Source organism: Rhodococcus sp. WMMA185 (assembly GCF_001767395.1).
Lineage (GTDB): Bacteria > Actinomycetota > Actinomycetes > Mycobacteriales > Mycobacteriaceae > Rhodococcus_F.
The window spans coordinates 771572-791693 of sequence record NZ_CP017014.1 but is presented as its reverse complement, the minus strand read 5'-3'; the positions used below and the strand labels follow the sequence as shown (position 1 = coordinate 791693).

Annotated in this window: 16 protein-coding genes; 7 read left to right on the top strand and 9 right to left on the bottom strand. The window is 64.2% G+C overall.

Translation table 11 applies throughout. The features are described from left to right. Positions 1-171: 171 nt before the first annotated feature. The 3 genes from BFN03_RS03390 to BFN03_RS03380 all read right to left on the bottom strand — a co-directional run bounded on the left by BFN03_RS03390 (position 172) and on the right by BFN03_RS03380 (position 4339). Complete coding sequence (locus BFN03_RS03390) at positions 172-942, bottom strand: class I SAM-dependent methyltransferase (RefSeq protein ID WP_232320424.1); 771 nt, start codon at positions 940-942, stop codon at positions 172-174. A gap of 166 nt (positions 943-1108) precedes the next feature. Continuing rightward, positions 1109-3085: an acetoacetate--CoA ligase gene (locus BFN03_RS03385; protein WP_070377826.1), complete on the bottom strand. Its 1977-nt coding sequence runs from the start codon at positions 3083-3085 to the stop codon at positions 1109-1111. Positions 3086-3136: 51 nt separating this feature from the next. Beyond that, on the bottom strand, positions 3137-4339 hold the full coding sequence (locus BFN03_RS03380; protein ID WP_070377825.1) for an acetyl-CoA C-acetyltransferase: 1203 nt from the start codon (positions 4337-4339) through the stop codon (positions 3137-3139). Between the two features lie 294 nt (positions 4340-4633). On the opposite strand from BFN03_RS03380, the gene BFN03_RS03375 reads away from it, so the two are divergent. Further along, positions 4634-5065 carry a pyridoxamine 5'-phosphate oxidase family protein gene (locus tag BFN03_RS03375; protein WP_070380579.1) on the top strand — a complete coding sequence of 144 codons (432 nt, stop codon included), beginning with the start codon at positions 4634-4636 and terminating at the stop codon, positions 5063-5065. A 65-nt stretch (positions 5066-5130) separates the two neighbouring features. Here the strand turns inward: BFN03_RS03375 and BFN03_RS03370 are convergent, their stop codons facing one another. From BFN03_RS03370 to BFN03_RS03350, 5 genes are read right to left on the bottom strand one after another with little or no spacing between them, the layout of a single operon-like run. Beyond that, positions 5131-5964 (bottom strand): HpcH/HpaI aldolase/citrate lyase family protein, encoded by an 834-nt coding sequence (locus BFN03_RS03370; protein ID WP_070377824.1) that lies wholly within the window; start codon positions 5962-5964, stop codon positions 5131-5133. Next, on the bottom strand, positions 5961-6434 hold the full coding sequence (locus BFN03_RS03365; RefSeq protein WP_070380577.1) for a MaoC family dehydratase: 474 nt from the start codon (positions 6432-6434) through the stop codon (positions 5961-5963). The genes BFN03_RS03370 and BFN03_RS03365 overlap by 4 nt, the downstream gene beginning before the upstream one ends. An 8-nt stretch (positions 6435-6442) precedes the next feature. Then, entirely contained in the window at positions 6443-7636 is a 1194-nt protein-coding gene (locus BFN03_RS03360) for an acyl-CoA dehydrogenase family protein (RefSeq protein WP_070377823.1), read from the bottom strand. Further along, positions 7633-9633, bottom strand: a complete 2001-nt coding sequence (locus tag BFN03_RS03355) for an acetyl/propionyl/methylcrotonyl-CoA carboxylase subunit alpha (protein WP_070380578.1) — start codon at positions 9631-9633, stop codon at positions 7633-7635. The genes BFN03_RS03360 and BFN03_RS03355 overlap by 4 nt, the downstream gene beginning before the upstream one ends. A gap of 15 nt (positions 9634-9648) precedes the next feature. Next, the gene (locus BFN03_RS03350; RefSeq protein ID WP_070377822.1) at positions 9649-11238 is read right to left on the bottom strand and encodes a carboxyl transferase domain-containing protein; all 1590 of its coding nucleotides are present in this window, start codon (positions 11236-11238) and stop codon (positions 9649-9651) included. 113 nt (positions 11239-11351) lie between these two features. Between BFN03_RS03350 and BFN03_RS03345 the strand changes: the two genes are divergently transcribed. Beyond that, entirely contained in the window at positions 11352-12035 is a 684-nt protein-coding gene (locus BFN03_RS03345; protein WP_442971861.1) for an SACE_7040 family transcriptional regulator, read from the top strand. Between the two features lie 14 nt (positions 12036-12049). On the opposite strand, the gene BFN03_RS03340 is transcribed toward BFN03_RS03345, so the two are convergent. Next, positions 12050-12778: a GntR family transcriptional regulator gene (locus tag BFN03_RS03340; RefSeq protein ID WP_198163373.1), complete on the bottom strand. Its 729-nt coding sequence runs from the start codon at positions 12776-12778 to the stop codon at positions 12050-12052. A 96-nt stretch (positions 12779-12874) separates the two neighbouring features. Here BFN03_RS03340 and BFN03_RS03335 point away from each other — a divergent pair, with 96 nt between their 5' ends. Genes BFN03_RS03335 through BFN03_RS03315 form a run of 5 tightly spaced genes read left to right on the top strand, consistent with a single transcriptional unit; the run spans position 12875 to position 20119 of the window. After that, the gene (locus BFN03_RS03335; RefSeq protein WP_070377820.1) at positions 12875-14491 is read left to right on the top strand and encodes a M24 family metallopeptidase; all 1617 of its coding nucleotides are present in this window, start codon (positions 12875-12877) and stop codon (positions 14489-14491) included. A gap of 42 nt (positions 14492-14533) precedes the next feature. Next, a complete protein-coding gene (locus BFN03_RS03330; RefSeq protein ID WP_070377819.1) occupies positions 14534-16186 on the top strand; it encodes a thiamine pyrophosphate-dependent enzyme in 1653 nt (550 codons plus the stop codon). Further along, positions 16183-17517 (top strand): MFS transporter, encoded by a 1335-nt coding sequence (locus BFN03_RS03325; RefSeq protein WP_070377818.1) that lies wholly within the window; start codon positions 16183-16185, stop codon positions 17515-17517. Before BFN03_RS03330 ends, BFN03_RS03325 begins: the two co-directional genes overlap by 4 nt. Further along, the gene (locus BFN03_RS03320; RefSeq protein ID WP_070377817.1) at positions 17517-18668 is read left to right on the top strand and encodes a Glu/Leu/Phe/Val family dehydrogenase; all 1152 of its coding nucleotides are present in this window, start codon (positions 17517-17519) and stop codon (positions 18666-18668) included. The genes BFN03_RS03325 and BFN03_RS03320 overlap by 1 nt, the downstream gene beginning before the upstream one ends. Continuing rightward, the gene (locus tag BFN03_RS03315; RefSeq protein WP_070377816.1) at positions 18665-20119 is read left to right on the top strand and encodes an NAD-dependent succinate-semialdehyde dehydrogenase; all 1455 of its coding nucleotides are present in this window, start codon (positions 18665-18667) and stop codon (positions 20117-20119) included. Before BFN03_RS03320 ends, BFN03_RS03315 begins: the two co-directional genes overlap by 4 nt. The last annotated feature ends 3 nt before the right edge of the window (positions 20120-20122 follow it).

The following is a 20122-nucleotide window of genomic DNA, read 5'->3' as shown; positions in this document are numbered from 1 at the left end:
AATACTCATGACACACCTGCAGTACGTCAGACGTGATCTCGCCCTGTGGAAATCGGAACTCCCTGCATCAGAAAGGTCTCGGTTCTATTGCTGTTGGACTTCCCGCCAACACCGCAGAGCTCATCCAAGGTCTCATGATCAATTGCAAGACAAATACTCTCAGCGCAACGGTCAATCCCGGATGCACTCCATGACCACTGCGGGTGGATAATTCAGATAGTCGTCCCAGTAGTCTCCCTCGTCGTCTGCCGTGGGCGCGGGTGACAGTTCGGGCATGTGCACCGTGAAATCACGGAAGCCTGCATCACGGAAGGCCGATTCGTAAGCGGCGATCGGAAGGTAGTAGTTCACGATCGCCAGGGAGGAATCATCCAGGATCGCCGTCAACGTGATCGGCGCTCCGTCAAAAACGGACTCGGCCAGCTCTATCTCGAATCCGTACTTGCGGTAGTTGGGCACCCGCTCAAACGAGTACAAGTCCGGATTGGTGGTGATGGTGACGAAGCGGCCTCCCGACTTCACGCGGCACGCCAGGCCACGACACATGCGCCCGAGTTCGTCTCGATCTTGCGCGTACATGAGCAGGTAGGCCGCGACCGCGACGTCGAAATCCTGCTGCGGCACAACCGAGCGGGCATCGGCAACGATATATTCGATGCCCAGCGGTTCCCGCTCCTCCTCTTCTCGTGCCAGGCCGATCATCTTTTCGGAGATGTCCAGCCCCACCATCGGGGAGGCACCAGCTCGGCGCAGAACTCGGGTGAAATCCCCGCACCCGCACGCGACGTCGAGAACCTTCCTGCCCTCCACGTCGCCGACGTGCTTCAGGAAGGAATACGCCTCGATTCGGGATCGGACGGGAAAGTCCTTGGTCTTCTCGTACTTCTCAGCGATGAGGCCTTGGTTGTAGTCGATGACCATGCCGCCCCCCATGATTCTCATGCGGCCGCGTCGGGCACACATCCAGCACAGTTTGCGACCGTCTACCCGAAGTTTACGCGCGGCGCGCTGTCACCGTCTCGATACCGGCAAAGCAGGTTCTCGCACCACTTGGAAGCACTTGCCCGCTCGAATGCCAGGCTCGAGCCATCCGTGGCGCCGATCGCTTTCACCGCCTGAACTGAACAAACCAGTCGAGCAGGTCGGGGTTGTCGACGGCACCGGCATCGACTGTGCGACGCACATCGGCACCCTGAAGGATCCTCTTGAGGGGAACTTCCAGCTTCTTGCCCGTACGCGTATGCGGTATACCGGGAGCGGCGATGATGTCGTCGGGCACATGGCGGGGCGACACCTGCTCGCGAATTGCTCCGCGAATCCGGTCTTTCAAGTCTTCGTCCAGTTCCGCGTCGCCCACGAGGACCACGAAGAGCGGCATCCAATACCCACCGTCCTCGAGATCCACACCGATCACCAACGCTTCTGCGATCTCCGGAATCTTCTCCACCACTTGGTAGATATCGGCGCTTCCCATTCGAATCCCATTGCGGTTCAGGGTGGAATCCGACCTGCCATGCATTTGGACAGTCCCCCGACCGGTGATCGTGATCCAGTCACCGTGCCGCCACACACCCGGAATGAAGTCGAAATATGCTTCTCGGTAACGCTTTCCGTCCGGGTCGTTCCAGAACGATACCGGCATCGACGGCATCGGTCCCGTGATGACGAGCTCGCCGACCTCGTCCCGGACCGGCCTGCCCGACTCGTCGAAGGCGTCGACCGCAGCCCCGAGGTATGGCGCCGACAACTCGCCCGGCCATACCGGGACAACCCGTGCTCCTCCGATGAACGCCGACACCACATCGGTCCCGCCGGTGATACTCACGACCGGAACGGAGCGACCGACATTCTCGGACAACCACAGTGACGATTCCGCAGGAAGGGTCGACCCCGTGACGCCGACAGCGCGGAGCGCACCGAGATCGTGCTCGCGCACGGGTACCACCCCGGCCTTGGCGCATGCGAGGATGTACGCCGGACTGGTCCCGACTACGGTCACGCCCAGCCGTGATACCAAGGACCACAACGCATCCGGAGCCGGAAACGACGGACTTCCGTCGTAGCAGACGATGGTGGACCCTACCAGCAGCCCCGCCGTCTGGAAGTTCCACATCATCCAACTCGGGCTCGTGTACCAGAACAGTGTGTCTTTGTGCCCGATATCGAACTGCAGAGCCATCGACTTCACGTGCTCGAGGAGCACACCGCCGTGACCGTGCACGATTCCCTTCGGCTTACCAGTGGTGCCCGAGGAGAAAACCACCCACAACGGATGGTCGAACGGGACGTCGGTGATCTCGAGCTCCGCGTCTCGGTCGGTCGCCTCGGTCCAGGATACGATGCCGTCGGCTGTCATTGCACCGTCGCCTGCCGCTGCACTGTCGACTGGCGCTGCACCGAGGTTCGGCGTCACCACGGTGAGGGCAAGGCTCGGCAACTCGTCTCGCAGGTGGGATACGGCATCGAGCCGATCGTGCGCCTTGCCTCCGAACCGGTAGCCGTCTGCGGTGATCAACGCCTTGGGCTCGAGTTGACCGAGGCGAGCGAGTGCGGCCGGCGCCGAGTAGTCCTGTCCACACGCCGCCCACACCGCCCCGAGCGAAGCCGTCGCAAGGAAGGCGATGACGGCTTCCGGAATGTTGGGAAGGTATCCGACGACGCGGTCGCCCACCCCGATGCCGTTCTCACGCAAAGTTGCGGCGAGGGCCGCGACCTGCGTCCGCAGCTCGTCCCATCCGATCGTCCGGTCCGGGGCCGCCTCACCCGCGTAGATGATCGCCGGCCCGTCGGCGCGTGCATTGCGGAAGACCTGGTCGACGTAATTGAGCGCGGCACCGGGAAACCAGACCGCTCCCGGCATGGAGTCGTCCGCCAGGGCGGGCCCGAATTCCGTTGCCGACCTGAGGTCGAAATAATCCCAAATGTCCTGCCAGAAAGCGGACGGGTCGGACACCGACCAATGCCACAGCGCCTGGTAGTCGTCAACGGTGACACCGTGGCGCCGAGACACGAACGCGGCGAAGTCGGTAATCGCCGCGTTGCGAACGTCAGCTTCAGTTGGCATCCATTGCGGTTCGGTGGCCATGGAACAAAATCCTTCCCGAGAGCGATCTGCTACTCCGCGCTCAATTGTCTGCTAGCTCTTGGGGACGCGCACAATGAGAGCGTCGCCCTGGCCACCGCCGCCGCACAGTGCCGCCACCCCGACGCCACCACCGCGACGCTGCAGCTCCATCGCCACGTGCAACGTGATCCGTGCCCCCGACATCCCCAGTGGATGCCCCATCGCGATCGCCCCGCCGTTGACGTTCACCCGCGCCGGATCCACACCCAGCTCGCGCGTCGACGCAATCCCCACAGCGGCGAAGGCCTCGTTGATCTCGATCAGGTCCAAGTCCCGCGGATCGATCCCCTCCCGCGCGCACGCCTTCTCGATCGCCCGCGCCGGCTGTAGCTGCAGCGACGAGTCCGGACCCGCCACCACGCCGTGTGGCCCGATCTCCGCCAACCACTCCAGCCCCAGCTCCTCCGCCTTCGCGCGGCTCATCACCACCACCGCAGCCGCACCGTCGGAGATCTGCGACGCACTGCCCGCGGTCACCGTTCCGTCTTTGGAGAATGCCGGGCGCAACTTCGCCAACGACTCCACCGACGTATCCGGGCGCACTCCCTCATCGGAAGAAACCATCACGGGCTCCCCTCGACGTTGCGGAACCGGCACGGGAACCACCTCGTCGTCGAACAAGCCGTCCTTCCACGCCCGCGCCGCATTCCGGTGCGACGCCGCCGCGAACTCGTCCTGCTCCTCCCGGGAAATCCCTTGACCCGACGCCTGATTCTTCGACTCCGTCAGAGCTCCCATCGCCTGATCGGTGAAAATGTCGTGCAACCCGTCGTAGGCCATATGATCCCGCATCGTCACATCCCCGTACTTGAAGCCTTCTCGCGACCGCTCCAGCATGTGCGGCGCCTGAGACATCGACTCCTGACCTCCGGCGACGACGATCTCGAACTCTCCTGCCCGAATCAATTGATCCGCCAGTGCAATCGCGGAACTCCCCGACAAGCACACCTTGTTGATCGTCAGAGCCGGCACCCCCATCGGGATTCCAGCAGCCACTGCCGCTTGCCTCGCCGGAATCTGACCCGCTCCAGCGGTAAGCACCTGCCCCATGATCACGTAGTCCACCTGATCCGGAGAAACTCCCGCCTTCTCCAACGCGCCCCGGATCGCCACCCCACCGAGATCCGACCCCGACATATTCTTCAGCGAGCCCAGCAAGCGCCCCATCGGCGTGCGGGCTCCAGCAACAATTACGGACGTCGTCTTGTCAGACATGTTTTCTCCCGATCGAATCGACTCTTGACCTAATTCTCCAACGCCGACCGTCGACGACAACCCGCAGGGTGAACCCGTGGAAGTTACTCATCCGTTTTCGGTCGCGACGACCCAGAGTTCGTCCTACAACCGATCGGGCAACGCGCGCACCGACCAGTGCTTCTGTGGGCCCCGGACGTCCTCGTCGTGGACGAACATCTCGGCAAGATCGCCGGACCTCGATTCGAACGGACGACGGTCCTGCGACGAGACGTACCGTGGGAGTCGACCGGACTCTCATGTGAGGAGCCACAAATGTCGACGATCACCATGACCGAACACGAACGCGAGCAGTTCCTCGCCGACGTACACGTGGGGGTGATCGCCGCGGAGCAAGTCGACCGGCCACCCCTCACAGTGCCGATCTGGTACGACTACTCCCCTGGCGGCGACGTGGTCGTGTGGACCAACCGCGGCACCGTCAAGGAACGACTCATTCGGGCAAACGGCAGGTTCAGCCTCTGTGCACAGCAGGAGGCGCCGCCGTACCGGTACGTCAGCGTGTCGGGGGCTGCCACGTTCGAGGACGCCGTCAACCCCGATGACGTCCTCCCACTCGTGCGCAGATATCTGCCCGAAACCGAGGCGCAGGCGTTCATCAGCGAGTCGTTCGACGACAAGGCCGTCCTGATCCGGATGCGACCCGAGCGGTGGTACACCGTCGACTACGGGAAGCTCGAGTCCTGAGCCTCACGGCGACCTCCGCATATGACGTCGAGGCCCGTTCGGCGCGCCACCTCTCGACCACCTCATCATCGACTCGCCCGGTCGGTATGCGGGCCGGACCGGCGTCGCAAAATCGACTCTGCGTGACGAAGCACCGGCGCATCCACCATCTGTCCCTCGAATGCGAAGACGCCCCGCTGAACGAGGGCCTCAGCAAGGACCCGGTTGGCCCAGTCGATATCCTCCTCGGAGGGCAGGTACGCGTCGCGGATCACCTCGATCTGAGTGGGATGGATACCCACCTTGGCGTCGAAACCAACCGCTACGGCATCGTCGGCCTCGGCGCGGAGCCCGTTCAGATCCTTGATGTCGAGGTAGACCGAGTCGAGGGCGTGTCGGTGGTACGCCTTGGCTGCCAGCAACGTCGACGACCGCACCGCCGTCGCGACGTCTCGGTAGCTGCCGTCTTCGCGGCGACTGGAGTTGCCGCCCATCGCGGCCACCAGGTCTTCCGCACCCCACATCACTGCGATGGTGCCGGCCGCCAGGGCGATCTCGCCGACCGCGAGCGCCCCGAGGGGCGACTCGACGAGCGCGATCACCTCCCGTGGCGCGAGCGAGAGCACCTGATCGGCCGACTCGCACTTGGCCAACATCAACCGGGTGTAGTGGGTGCCGTCGAGGGCCAGGAGGTCGAGTTCGTGGTCGTCGGTGCCCACCGGATTGACTCGCACCACCGTGCGATCCGGATCCAGCGGGGTATCGATGAGAGCGATCCGCGCGGCTTCCTTGTGTGCAGGCGCGACTCCGTCCTCGAGATCGAGGATCACCACGTCGGCCGCAGCGGCGGCCTTCGCGTAGCGCTCCGGGCGGTCGGCGGGGCAGAACAGCCAGGCCGGCCCGGGTAGCACCCAGCTCACGATGGCTTCTTCTGGACGAGCGTCTTGCGCACCGCGATCGCAACGACCTCACCGTTCTGGTTCCGGCCGGTGTGCTCGAGCGTGACGATGCCCTCTCCTGGCCGGCTCTTCGACTCTCGTTTGTCCGCGATCCGCGTCTCCGCGTAGAGCGTGTCGCCGTGGAACAGAGGCTTCGGGAAGCTGATCTCCGAGAAGCCCAGGTTCGCGACGATCGTCCCCTGTGTCAGCTGGGCCACCGACAAACCCACGAGGGTCGACAACGTGAACATCGAATTGACCAAGCGCTCGCCGAACTGGGTACCGGCGCTGTAGGCCGCGTCCAGATGCAACGCCTGGGTGTTCATCGTCTGGGTTGTGAACAGAACGTTGTCCGCCTCGGTGATCGTGCGTCCCGGGCGGTGCTCGTACACCGCGCCAAGCTCGAACTCGTCGAACCACAAGCCCCGCTGAACGATTCGGGTCGGCTCCATTTCTTCGCTCACAAGCCTGCCTCCCGCGCGATCAGCATCAGCTGCACTTCGGTGGTGCCCTCGCCGATCTCGAGGATCTTGCTGTCCCGGTAGTGCCGCGCCACCGGGTACTCGTTCATGAACCCGTAGCCGCCGTGGATCTGAGTGGCGTCACGAGCGTTGTCCATTGCCGCTTCGGACGCGACGAGCTTGGCGATCGCCGCCTGTTTCTTGAACGGCTTGCCCGCCAACATCAGTGCGGCGGCGTCGTAGTACGCCGTTCGCGCGGTGTGCGCCCGCGCCTCCATCCGGGCGATCTTGAACGCGATGGACTGGTTGTGCCCGATGGGACGTCCGAACGCCTCGCGTTCCTTCGCGTACTTGATGGATTCGTCGACACATCCCTGCGCCGCTCCCACACTGAGAGCCGCGATGGCGATGCGGCCCTCGTCGAGGATTCGCAGAAAGTTGGCATATCCCCGGCCGCGCTCACCGAGCAGGTTCTCCTCGGGAACCCGGACATCGGCAAAGGTGAGCGGATGGGTGTCGGAGGCGTTCCACCCGACCTTGTTGTACGCAGGTTCCGCGGTGAAGCCGGGAGTCGACGTCGGGACGAGGATGGTCGAGATCTCCTTCTTACCGCCCTCGTTCACACCGGTCACCGCGGTGACGGTGACGAGCTTGGTGATGTCCGTTCCGGAGTTGGTGATGAACTGCTTGCTGCCGTTGATGATCCACTCACCGCTCGATCCACCCCCCGTCGCTTCGCTCGCCCCGACCAGCTTCGCGGTGGTCTTCGTGCCGCCGGCATCGCTCCCCGCGCCCGGTTCGGTCAGTCCGAATGCCGCGAGCGCTTTGCCGCTGGTCAGCTGCGGCAACCACTCCTGCTTCTGCGCCTCGTTGCCGAAACGGAACACCGGCATTGCGCCGAGGGAAACGCCTGCCTCGAGGGTGATGGCCACGCTCTGGTCCACCTTGCCGAGTTCTTCGAGCGCCAGGCAGAGGGCGAAGTAGTCGCCGCCCATTCCGCCGTACTCTTCCGGGAACGGGAGCCCGAACAGGCCCATGTCCGCCATGCCCGACACGACCTCGTACGGAAAGGTGTGGTTTGCGTCGTGTTCCGCCGCAACCGGTGCCACCACGTTCTTGGCGAAGTCGGCGACGGTCTTGGCCAACTGCTGATACTCATCGGGCAACTGGCCGGTGGCAAGGAAATCGGTCATGACGCGTCTTCTTTCGTGTCGGTGTGCGGAATGACTCGTGCGAGAAGCTGGTCGACCACCACCTGATCGCCGGGCGTCACAAGTATGTCGACGACTCCGTCGATGGGCGCGGTGAGCGAATGCTCCATTTTCATGGCTTCGACCACGATCAGTGGCTGACCAGCGGTGACTGTAGCGTCAGGCTCGGCTCCCACTGCAATGACGGATCCTGGCATGGGACTGGTGATCTCGGCCTCGCCGGCGTGGACATCGCCGGTGCGGACGCTTTCCTCCCGTACCTCGCGAAGCATCGTCGTGCCCTCGGAACCTGCAAGCCAGATGTGCCCGTCGGACTGGGCAACCCGATAGGTCTGCCGGTGTCCATCGATCACCACTGACAACGTCGAACCGTCGAGTGAGGCCGTGAGCGGCAAGGTGTCCCCACCCTCGACCCGCACCGCGGCCTCAGACGGGCTGCCTGTGATGTGAACATGATCCGTTCGAGTGGGCGAGGCCAACCTGATGCTGGTGGGCGCCCGAAACCCGATACGCCATCCGCTCGGAACATCCCAGGGGTCGGCCGAGTGAGCGTCCGGCCAACGTTGCAGCCACCGGAATGCCGCGGCGGCGATCAGCGCGACATCGGGCGCCTCCGCCGCGACGAAGTCGGCGAGCCGCCGGTCGAGAAGTCCCGTGTCGAGACTCCCAGCCACGACGTCGGGATCGGCGAGCAGGAATCGCGCGAACTCGATATTGGTGACCACTCCGAGTACACCGGTACCGGCAAGCGCACGGTCCAGCTTCCGCAACGCAGCCGCACGATCGCCGGCATGCGCGATGACCTTCGCGAGCATCGGATCGTAGTCGCTGCCGACGACCGTTCCCGGCTGCAGGCCGGAATCGATGCGGACACCGGGACCGACGGGTTCGACCACGTCGCTGACGATGCCACCCGTGGGGAGGAACCCCCGGGCGGGATCCTCGGCGTAGACGCGGGCTTCGATGGCGTGACCAGTGAGAGTGATGTCGTCCTGAGTAAAGCCCAGACGCTCCCCCGCCGCCACCCGCACCTGCCACTCGACGAGGTCGCGCCCCGTCACGAGTTCGGTGACGGGATGCTCCACCTGAAGGCGGGTGTTCATCTCCATGAAGAAGAACTCGTCCGGCGCGTCTGCGGAGACGATGAACTCGACCGTTCCGGCACCGGAATAGTCGACGCTTCGGGCGGTGTTGCAGGCAGCCTCACCGATCCGGGCCCTGGTTGCCTCGTCGAGCAGCGGCGACGGAGCCTCCTCGATGACCTTCTGGTGACGACGCTGCAGGCTGCACTCGCGTTCGCCGAGGTGCACTACGTTTCCGTGCTTGTCCGCGAGGATCTGAACCTCGATGTGCCGGGGCCGCAACACGAATCGCTCGAGGAACAGCGTGTCGTCACCGAACGCGGACGCCGCCTCCCGCCGTGCGCTGAGCAACGCTTCGGCCAGCCCGGCCGGTTCCTCCACCAGGCGCATTCCCTTGCCGCCACCACCCGCGGACGGCTTGACGAGCACCGGATACCCGATGTCCTCGGCGGCTGAGATCAATTCTTCGTCGGAGAGACCGGGACGCGCTACTCCGGGGACGACGGGAACGTCGAACTTTGCCACCGCGTTCTTGGCGGTGATCTTGTCGCCCATCACCTCGATGGCGTGCGCCGAGGGGCCGAGGAATTCGATCGACGCGTCGGCACAGGCCGCGGCGAACTTCGCGTTCTCCGAAAGGAAACCGTATCCGGGATGGATCGCCTGAGCGCCGGTGGCCTGCGCTGCCGCGATCACCTTCTCGATGGCGAGATAGCTCTCGCGTGCTGCGGCCGGACCGAGTAGCACCGCGGTATCGGCCTCGCGCACGTGCCGCGCGTCTCGATCCGCCTCACTGAACACGGCGACGGAGCGAATTCCCATGGCCCGCAGCGTGCGGATGACGCGAACCGCGATCTCGCCGCGGTTCGCCACCAGGACAGTGTCTATCCGAGTCATGTCAGTCATGTCCGTTCACATCCGGAAGACGCCGTAGGAGACCGGCTCGATCGGCGCGTTCGCACACACCGAGAGGGCCAGTCCGAGAACAGTTCTGGTATCGGCTGGATCGATGATGCCGTCGTCCCACAGCCTGGCGGTCGAGTAGTACGGATTGCCCTGCGCCTCGTACTGCTCACGAATCGGCGCCTTGAACGCCTCTTCGTCCTGTGCAGACCAGGGGTTGCCCGCGCTGTCGAGTTGGTCGCTGCGCACCGTCGCGAGCACCGATGCCGCCTGCTCGCCACCCATCACGGAGATGCGGGCGTTCGGCCACATCCACAGGAAGCGCGGCGAATAGGCCCGCCCGCACATCGAGTAGTTGCCCGCACCGTACGAACCGCCGATCACGACGGTCAGTTTGGGCACACGAGCACACGCCACGGCCGTGACCATCTTGGCGCCGTGCTTGGCAATGCCACCCGCCTCGTAATCGCGGCCGACCATGAACCCGGCGATGTTCTGCAGGAACACCAGGGGAACACTGCGCTTGTCGCACAACTCGATGAAGTGTGCGCCCTTCATCGCCGACTCGGCGAAGAGCACTCCGTTGTTCGCGATGATCCCCACGGGATGTCCTTCGATGCGCGCGAACCCGGTGACGAGCGTCTTGCCGTACTCGGCCTTGAACTCATGGAACTCACCGCCGTCGACGATGCGGGTGACGACCTCGTGAACGTCATAGGGGGTGCGCGGATCGGTGGGGACCACGTCGTAGAGGTCGGTCTGCGGCGCCGGCGCAGGTGCGGGCGAGGCCACGTCCCACGGGCGCTGCGCACGCGGTCCGAGCGTCGCCACGATGTCGCGCACGATCATCAACGCATCTTGATCGTCTTCCGCAAGGTGGTCCGTCACGCCGGAGACCTTCGAGTGAAGGTCTCCGCCGCCGAGTTCCTCCGCCGTGACGACCTCCCCTGTCGCCGCCTTCACGAGGGGCGGGCCGCCGAGGAAGATGGTGCCCTGGTTGCGCACGATGACCGCCTCGTCGCTCATCGCCGGAACATAGGCGCCGCCGGCAGTGCAGGAACCGAGGACGGCCGCGATCTGCGCGATGCCTCTCGCACTCATGGTGGCCTGGTTGTAGAAGATGCGGCCGAAGTGTTCGCGGTCGGGAAACACCTCGTCTTGCCTCGGCAGGAACGCGCCGCCCGAGTCGACCAGATAGATGCACGGCAATTGGTTCTGCAGAGCGATCTCCTGCGCCCGCAAGTGCTTCTTCACCGTCATCGGATAGTAGGTGCCGCCCTTGACGGTCGCGTCGTTGGCGACGATGACGCATTCTCGCCCGGAAACCCGGCCGATGCCGGCGATGATGCCCGCGCCGGGACACTCGTCGTCGTAGAGTCCGTTCGCCGCGAGTGGGGCGATCTCGAGGAAGGGGCTGCCGGGATCGAGCAGGGTGTCGACCCGATCACGGGGCAGCAGCTTGCCCCTGCTGACGTGGCGCTCACGCGACTTCTCACTACCGCCCAGAGCCGCGGCGGCAAGCTTCGAGCGAAGCTCGTCCACCAGGTTGGTGTGCTCTGCCCGGTAGCCCTCTCGCACGGTGGTTCCGCCCAGTGCCATCCTGCCGCCTTCTCGTCTTGACGCCCGAACCTATTGAGTTAATACTCGATAACTGAAACTAAGATAACTGTGATTAACTGAGTTGTCCAGACCGCGGCCGAGGGAGAAATGCGATGACCACAGACGTCGACGGCACCGCAGCCCTGACCTCCACGACAGAGGCCGACGAAGTTCCCATCACGACACCTGACGACGCTGCGGGGCCGACACCGATCACTCGCAGGGAGCAGATGAAGGCCGATCGCCGCCGGCAGCTATTGGACGCCGCGGCACGCCTCATCGCTGAACGCGGCTTCCTCGGTGTCCGCCTCGAGGATCTCGGATCCGCGGTCGGCATCAGCGGCCCAGCCGTGTACCGGCACTTCCCCAACAAGGACGCCGTCCTGGTCGAACTGTTGGTGGGGATCAGCACACGACTGCTCGAGGGCGGCTCCGGCGTTGTCGCGAAGGCCCCGACCCCGGAGGACGCACTCGAGGGCCTGATCGACTTCCACCTCGACTTCGCGCTCGGCGAACCCGACCTGATTCGAATTCAGGACCGCGATCTCGAAAGCCTTCCGGCCGAGGCACGGCGAGAAGTCCGGCAAACGCAGCGCAAGTATGTAGAGGTGTGGGTGCAGGTGCTACTCGAAGTGGATCCGAGCCTTGACGAAACGGATGCCCGCACCAAGGCACACGCAACGTTCGGCCTCATCAATTCGACGCCCCACAGCGCAGACCCCAAGACACCGTCGCGGACGCGGAAGGTATTGCGCAGCATGGTGATCGCATGCCTGCGTTCCGCGAGCTCGCGCTGACCTCCGATCGCGGCCTATCCGCTTTCTGGCGTCTTCCCCCCGGCCGGACCCGAGCTGTTGCCGCCCAGAGCGCTCGGTGCGCCGTGAAGATGCGCGAAGTTCTCGATATGGACCTTCATCAGCTCGGCTGCCCGGTCCGCCTCTCCTCGGATGAAGGCCTCGACGATCGAGCGGTGCTCCTCCAACTCCTCGGCGCTGGTGTTGATTCTGTGCCACCCGCCCACGATGGCCAGGCACAAACGCTCCTCGTAGGTGGTCAGAATGCGGATCACTTCCTGGTTGCCGCAATCGGCAACCAGCTTCCGGTGCAGTGTCCGATTGATGGCGGCGAGGCCGTGTAGTGACCCCTCGGCCAATAGGACCTCGGCTCGTTCGATGAGGGACGTGAGCTCTTTGGCTCGGCTCTCGTCGGCTACCGCACTCGCTGAGCGGACCGCCTGCGACTCCAAGATCGCGCGGACTTCGTAGATGTCTCGAATCTCGTCGTCGGACAGCCGGCTGACGCGCCAGGTGCGGAAGGCGTCACTGGTGACGAGGCCGCTGTGCGCCAGAAGGCGCAAGGCTTCACGAATCGGTGTCTTTGACATGTCGAGCCGCTGAACGAGGTCCGCCTCGACCAACGCAGCCCCGGGGAGCAACTCGCCCTCGAGGATCGCCCGACGAATCTCTCGCAGGGCGCGATCTGCCAATGGAACACGACCCGTACCGGCCCGGGATGACTGTCCAACTAGTCCTGTCTGCATGACCGTCGACACTACGTTCTCCACTCCCGATGTTGACAGCATCACACTGCGTCCCTACCGTTCGATATATCACATCGTATACCGTTTGGAGTCGAAGTGCGTCTGGTATCCAATCTCGACCAACTCTGCGCGCGAGGGTTCGATGCGAGGACCGCGCTTCTCAGTCCGCGCCTCCGGCGTGACGCGCTCGGCATGACCACACCGCTGCTCGTCGAGGACGACGAGCAGCCGCCTACCTGGCTCGTTCGCCACCAGGAACGTGGCGCGATCGAGGTATCGACCCTGGCCGAGGCCAACGTGGTCTATCACGATCCGTACATGACGCTCAACGCTGAGCGTGATCGCGTCGAGCCCTCGCTCTCCGCCGCTGTCGAGAAACTGGCCGGTGGGCAGGCGGTCGAAGTCGATCCAGATCTGATCCTTGCCCGATTCGATGCGATCGCTGAGCGCGTCACACTGCGGATTCGGGAATCGGAGCCCTCAATTCGTGCCGTTGCCGAGGGAACCCACACGCTGGACACGCAGACCCTGGACACACAGACCGTCGAGCAGCGATTTCGAGAACTGCTGAACCAGATTCGTCCCGCAGCCCAGAAGCTGGTGGCTGCCTCGGAGGATCTGGCGCCGTTGGGCCCGTTGATGGATGAATGGACGTCCGACACCCGGTTCGCCGATCTCGAGGAGTTGTTGGCACAGCGCGGCGCTGACGCACTCCTCGCAACGTCACCGATAAACACCGAAGAGCTACTCGGAAAACCCTCGGCCACCTACGCCGGTGCGATATACGCGCGCAACTCGGGTGAGGTTCGGTTGTTCTCCGCGGATCCGCTACCGGCGCTACGGGCCAGCCGAGCCCGGAGGATCCTCGTCGAGGAGAACGACCTCCCGATCGGGATAGCCGCAGCTCTGCGATCCGAGGGGTTCACTCTCGACTACGGCTCCGATGCGATCGCGAAGTGGCGTGAACGCCGCGACTACCAGTACCTCCCCGCCTTGATCATCGTCACGGCAGCGAGCAGATACGCCCTCGATGAGGCGATCACTTGGGCGAGGGATCAGATCTCCACTCGGGCCGCGATCACCGAGCGCGACGTCCAGCACAAGTACCTGCAGTATGCCCGCAGATTCGCCAAATCCATTGGTGTCGAAGGGGTTATCAACGAGTTCTTCTCGAACTGTCATGCCGGGACTCGAACCCTGCATCCGTGTCTGGCGGCACCGTATGACCTCGATCTCGGTACGACGTCGCTGAAGCTCGATGCCGGGTTGGCTGTCGTCGTCGACGGAGTCACGCTTGCGACCTCGGACGTTGCGAGAACCTACCTCGGCAGTGACGAGGCGACCGGTGTCTACGAGGCCTTCCAGAAGATCGTTCGCGAGACGATCGCCGATCAGCTGCGTCCCGGTGTCGTGTTCGCGGACCTGCATGGACACGTCCTCGAACGCATTCGGTCGGAACGCAGCCTGCTCTCTTCGGCCGGTCTGTGGCCTTCGGGCATCGACCTCGACACCCGCTACGCGATGCGCAACGTCGGTCATCTGATGGGCAGGCAAGAGTCGTTCTCCTCCGAATTCCGGGTTGGTGAGGCCGAGCAACTGCGAATCGGTGACTACGGCGCATGCGAAATCCAATGGCCCTTCGGCAACCACGCCATCGGAGCCGAGGAGATGTGGATCCTCACCCCGACCGGCCCAATCCTTCTGACCAAATAGGAAGCGAATCCCCAGAAAATGGATAATCGACCCGGACCACGCATGGCCGGCCATGCTGTGGTCGAGCAACTCGTCGCGCACGGAGCCGACAAGGTCTACGCCGTGCCGGGCGAAAGCTACCTCGCCGTGTTGGACGGCCTCTACGAACACAACTCCTCGGTCGAGGTGATCATCACCAGACAAGAGGGAGGTGCCGCGTTGATGGCAGCGGCACACGGCCAACTGACCGGCAAGCCCGGAATCTGCATGGTCACCCGAGGACCAGGCGCCACCAATGCCAGCATCGGTGTGCACGTGGCGTCACAGGATGCGAGCCCGATGGTCCTGTTCATCGGGCAGGTGCCGCGTAGGAACAAGGGCAACCGCTCGTTCCAAGAGGTGGACTACTCGGCAATGTTCGGGACGATCGCCAAGGAAGTCATCGAGATCAACCAGGCCGACCGGACTCCCGAACTGGTGGCGCGGGCGATGAACACAGCAATATCCGGGGAGCCGGGCCCTGTGGTCGTGGTGCTTCCCGAGGACGTCCTCACCGACGAGACGACTGCGCCGATCCTCGAGCCTCCTGCTCCGATGCGGTCCTGGCCGCATCCGGCGGACATCGAGCGAGTCGTACAGATGCTGGGTAACGCCCGGTCGCCGGTCATCGTCGTGGGGCACACACGATGGACCTCCGAGGCATGCAACCGCCTGCGCCGATTCGCCGAAACCTCCGATATTCCCGTGGTTGCCGCAGTACGGTGCGCGGACGTCATCGACAACGACTCGGAAGCCTTCGTCGGCACTCTCGGCCTGCGCACAACACCGGGCCTGGCAGAGCAGCTCGAACGAGAAGCCGATCTCGTGATACTGCTCGGCACTCGCCCGGATGCGTTGACACTGAGCGAGTTCCCCACACTTCGCGACCCTGAACGACGCGCCAAGGTGGTGCACGTCTATCCCGATCCTGACTCGCTCGATCGCATCGTGGTCGCCGATGTCGCGATTCCTTCGCCACCAGAAGAGTTCTTGAATGCGCTGCCGCAGAAGATTCCTCCGACCGCGGAGCGGGCACGGTGGCGCGGTGTGCTTCGCGCACTGTGTGTGAACAATGACGCGCTGATCGAAATGTACAGCGCGGAGGACCCGGCTCCGGCCTTCATGGCGGTATTCAACAAACACATCGATACCAATGCCATCGTCTCAACAGGCGCAGGCAACTACACCGGATGGCCACAGCGTTTCCACCGCTTCTCCACGTACCCTTCGCTCGCGGGATCGCAGAGTGGTGCCATGGGCTACAGCATCCCAGCCGCGGTTGCCGCAGCATTGGCATTTCCCGATCGACGCGTCGTCGCGTTCGCCGGCGACGGTTGCTTCCTGATGAATGGCCAGGAACTGGCGACGGTGAGCCAGTATCGACTCGACGTCCTGGTGGTCGTTGTGAACAACAGCCGGTTCGGGACGATTCGTGACCACCAGGAAAGGCGCTTTCCTGGACGCGTGAGCGGCACCGGGCTCGCCAATCCCGACTTCGCCGCACTGGCACGCGCCTATGGCGGGGACGCACAGCAGGTACGCACACCGGAAGAATTCTCGATTGCGTTGGGCGAATTCGCCGACTCGACAGGGCTCCGACTGATCGAGATCCAGACAGAGACCGACGGCCGCGTCGACCGGCGTGCGCCCAGTCACGCACAAGGGAGCCGACAATGAGTGCATCCGTGGCCGGAGTGCAATCTCGACCGGGCCCGCAGCGATCGCCGAGCACGCCCCGCCGGGTGGCCGCCGGAGCTGCGATCGGCCAGGTCGTGGAGTGGTACGACTACGGAATCTACGGGTTTCTCGCCGTTCCGATCGCATACACGTTCTTCTCGTCCTCGGACCCGACGGCGGCGCTTCTGGCGACCTTCGCCGTCTTCGCAGTCCCGTTCGTCGCTCGCCCCTTCGGTGGCGTGTTGTGCGGGTACCTGGCCGACCGGATCGGCCGCCAGCGTGTCCTCGTCGGAGTGCTCTTGTTGATATCGCTGGCGACAGTCGGAATCGGCGTCCTGCCCGGGTACACCAGTATCGGGATCGCAGGGCCGATCATCTTGGTGCTGTTCCGCCTGATGCAAGGCCTGTCGGCTGGCGGGGAGGTGGTCAGTGCCATGTCGTTCGTCGCCGAGCACGCACCCCCTGGTCGCCGCGCATTCCTCATGTGCTGGGGCCAGTCCGGTGCATTCATCGCACTCTTCGCGGGCAACATCGCCGGCCTCACTCTCGCAGCGACCCTGACCGAAAACCAGATCAACGAGTGGGGCTGGCGAATCCCCTTCTTGCTCGCGCTTCCGCTCGCTCTCATCGGGCTCTACATGAGACGGCACCTCGACGAATCGCCCGCCTTCCGTGAGATCCAGGAGCAGCGTCGGGAAGAAAAGCCCGAGCCGCTGCGTGCAGCGCTCGCCGCGAAGACGACCCGTCGTGCCATCGTGCTCTGTGCAGCCCTCGCGTTGCTGAACAGCTCGGGCTACTACGCCCTGTTCACCTACATGCCGACCTATCTCATGGTCAACCTCGACTATTCGCAGCAGCAGGCCTTCGGCGCGACCGCCCTCGCAATCATGGTGATGCTGCTCGTGATCCCGATCGGCGCCATCACCTCGGATCGCATCGGCCGCCGGCCCGTCCTGCTGTTCTCGTCGATCCTCGTCATGATCATAGCTATTCCGTCGTTCGCGCTCCTGGACAAGGGAATTGGATTCCTGATCATAGGCCTGGTGGTGCTGGGAGTCACGTTCGCCGCATACACGGGCACCATTCACGCCGCGCTCGCAGAACTGTTCCCGACTCGAATTCGAGTGACCGCGTACGCAATTGGATACAACTTTTCCACCGCGGTGTTCGGTGGGGCAGCCCCGTTGATGTTGGTCTTCGCGATCGACCGCACCGGCATCAGCATGTTCCCCGCGTTCTACCTCATCGCCACCGCACTGGGCACCGCGATTGCCGCGTGGCGGATGAAGGAAACCAGCGAAATTTCTATGACCAAGGAAGTGAGCCAGTAATGCAAGACCTCTTCCCCGACATCGACGAATGGGGGCCGGAGAAGGTCGTCGTCGTTTCCGACGCCAAGACAGGGATGAAGGGTGTGTTGGTCATCGACAACTCCGCCCGAGGAATGGGAAAGGGCGGCACCCGAATGTCCCCGACCCTGACCGTGGGTGAGGTCGCCCGACTCGCCCGGGTCATGACTTGGAAATGGGCCACGAACGATCTGTTCTTCGGTGGCGCCAAGGCCGGTATTCTTGGCGATCCTGCAGGCCCGAACAAGGAAGCAGTGCTCCGTGCCTTCGCGCGCAAGCTCTCCAACGAAGTTCCGCGGGAGTACGTGTTCGGGCTCGACATGGGCCTGACCGAGAACGACGCCGCGATCATCCAGGACGAACTGGGCGACCGCGGAGCCGCGGTGGGTGTCCCCGCGGTCCTCGGCGGAATTCCCTACGACGAGTTGGGTGTGACAGGTCATGGTGTGGCCGAGGCCGCGATGACGATTCTCGACATCCACGACCTCGAGACGGCTCAGGCGTCGTTCGCAATTCAGGGTCTCGGCGCAGTCGGTGCCGCAACCGCTAAACGATTGGCTGAGGAAGGAGCCACCATCGTGGCGGTGTCGACTTCCAAGGGTGCGCTGCTCGATCCGGGCGGGCTCGACATCCCGGCACTGCTCGCGTTACGCGCCACCTACGGTGACGCGTGCGTAGAGCACTACGGCATCCCCACCTCACCGTTGGGCGCCGAGCTGACCACGAATGCCGACGTATTGATTCCGGCAGCAACTCAGGATGTTGTGGACGTCGACCTGGTGTCTGCGATCAAGGCCAGATTCATCGTCGAGGGCGCCAACCTCCCCATCTCGACCGACGCGCTCGACCTTCTGCACTCCCGAGATGTGCCTGTCGTTCCCGATTTCATCGCGAACTCCGGCGGAACCATCGCCGCCTCCTACAGCATGGATGCGCGGTACTCGCCCTTCCGCCCGGACCTGGCCGCAGTCTTCCGCACCACTTCCGAGAAGATCAGCGCAAACGTGCGGACCGTGGCGGAGAAATCCTCCGCGGAGCGGCTCACCCCACACCGTGCCGCACGAGCCCTCGCGCAGGATCGCGTGCGCCAGGCAATGCTGCTGCGGGCAGGCCGGGGACACGATCTGCGATGACTGCTGCCGTAGTACCCAGCGCGGAGTATCCCGAGATCGAAATGCTCCTCGACGGACAATCGCTGAGCTTGGGCGATGTCTCCTCTTCCGTCCCGATCATCAATCCGGCGGACGAATCAACCATTGCGTATCTCCCCGTAGCCGGACCCGAGCTGCTCGACCGCGCCGCCGCAGCATCAGCACAGGGATTCGAGGAGTGGAGGGCGGAGAACCCGAGGAACCGGGCTGCGGTATTGCTGCGGGCGGCGGACCTGCTCGAGGAAAGGCTCGATTCGATCAGCACCGCTCTGACGCTCGAGCAGGGAAAGCCGGTGCGCGAGGCAAAGGCCGAGTGGCAGGCCACGATCGACCTGTTCCGCTGGTTCGCGGAGGAAGGACGCCGGACATACGGCCGCGTCATCTCGGGTGTACTGCATGCGCGACACCTCGTCGTGAGCGAACCGGTGGGCCCTGTGGTGGCCCTGACACCGTGGAATGTCCCCGCGCTCGCCGCGGGGCGGAAGGTGGCGCCCGCGCTGGCGGCCGGATGTTCCGTCATCCTCAAGGGACCCTCGGAAACTCCCTCGGCGAGCTACGAAATCGTCAAGGCGCTGCACGAGGCGGGCGTCCCGCCACTGGCAGTCCAGGCTGTGTACGGCGAGGCGGCCCAAGTGTCCGAGCGCCTGATCGGCAGCAGCCACATCCGCAAGGTCTCCTTCACCGGCTCCACTCGGGTCGGCCGGATCATCGCCGGACTCGCGGCGCAGGGACTCAAGCGTTCCACCCTCGAACTCGGCGGCCACGCACCCGTGCTGGTCTTCCCCGACGTGGACGTCGAGGAGGCGGCGAGGAATGCAGCGCAGTGGAAGTTCCGCAACGCCGGGCAGATCTGCGTCTCGCCGACCAGATTCATCGTGCACGAAGACGTGCTCGAACGCTTCGTCGACGAGTTCGCGAAGACGGCCCGCGGTATCCGGCTCGGCAGTGGGCTCGACCCGGATACCGCCATGGGACCGCTGTTGTCGAACGATCGCGTACGGGCTGTGCAGAGCCTCGTGGACGATGCCGTCGCACATGGCGCCGAGATCGTCGCCGGCGGCAGGCGCGTCGACACGAAAGGCTTCTTCTTCGAGCCGACCGTAATCAAGAACATCGGCGACGGAGCCAGTATCCTGCAAGAAGAGCCGTTTGGGCCGGTCGCACCGGTGATTGGGTTCTCCACGTACGAGAATGCGGTCGAGCAAGCAAATTCGGTGAACGTCGGTCTGGCCGCGTTCGTGATCACCGACTCGGCACGCATCGCCCGTGCCGCAGCGGCGGACGTTCAGGCAGGCATCGTCGGTGTGAATGACTACAACTGCTCCCGTTGCGAAATCCCTTTCGGCGGTGTGAAAGACACGGGATGGGGTCAGGAGGGCGGCACTGAGGGGATCGAGCCGTATCTCGTCAAGAAGGCCATACTGAGCGTCTAGAGA

Bases quoted from the DNA above. Each gene is read 5' to 3' on its own strand.
- BFN03_RS03380 (WP_070377825.1), bottom strand. From the start codon at position 4,339: ATGTCTGACAAGACGACGTCCGTAATTGTTGCTGGAGCCCGCACGCCG.
- BFN03_RS03365 (WP_070380577.1), bottom strand. From the start codon at position 6,434: ATGGAGCCGACCCGAATCGTTCAGCGGGGCTTGTGGTTCGACGAGTTC.
- BFN03_RS03330 (WP_070377819.1), top strand. From the start codon at position 14,534: ATGGCCGGCCATGCTGTGGTCGAGCAACTCGTCGCGCACGGAGCCGAC.
- BFN03_RS03375 (WP_070380579.1), top strand. From the start codon at position 4,634: ATGTCGACGATCACCATGACCGAACACGAACGCGAGCAGTTCCTCGCC.
- BFN03_RS03390 (WP_232320424.1), bottom strand. From the start codon at position 942: ATGAGAATCATGGGGGGCGGCATGGTCATCGACTACAACCAAGGCCTC.
- BFN03_RS03350 (WP_070377822.1), bottom strand. From the start codon at position 11,238: ATGGCACTGGGCGGAACCACCGTGCGAGAGGGCTACCGGGCAGAGCAC.
- BFN03_RS03385 (WP_070377826.1), bottom strand. From the start codon at position 3,085: ATGGCCACCGAACCGCAATGGATGCCAACTGAAGCTGACGTTCGCAAC.
- BFN03_RS03345 (WP_442971861.1), top strand. From the start codon at position 11,352: ATGACCACAGACGTCGACGGCACCGCAGCCCTGACCTCCACGACAGAG.
- BFN03_RS03315 (WP_070377816.1), top strand. From the start codon at position 18,665: ATGACTGCTGCCGTAGTACCCAGCGCGGAGTATCCCGAGATCGAAATG.
- BFN03_RS03360 (WP_070377823.1), bottom strand. From the start codon at position 7,636: ATGACCGATTTCCTTGCCACCGGCCAGTTGCCCGATGAGTATCAGCAG.
- BFN03_RS03320 (WP_070377817.1), top strand. From the start codon at position 17,517: ATGCAAGACCTCTTCCCCGACATCGACGAATGGGGGCCGGAGAAGGTC.
- BFN03_RS03355 (WP_070380578.1), bottom strand. From the start codon at position 9,633: ATGACTCGGATAGACACTGTCCTGGTGGCGAACCGCGGCGAGATCGCG.
- BFN03_RS03325 (WP_070377818.1), top strand. From the start codon at position 16,183: ATGAGTGCATCCGTGGCCGGAGTGCAATCTCGACCGGGCCCGCAGCGA.
- BFN03_RS03340 (WP_198163373.1), bottom strand. From the start codon at position 12,778: ATGCAGACAGGACTAGTTGGACAGTCATCCCGGGCCGGTACGGGTCGT.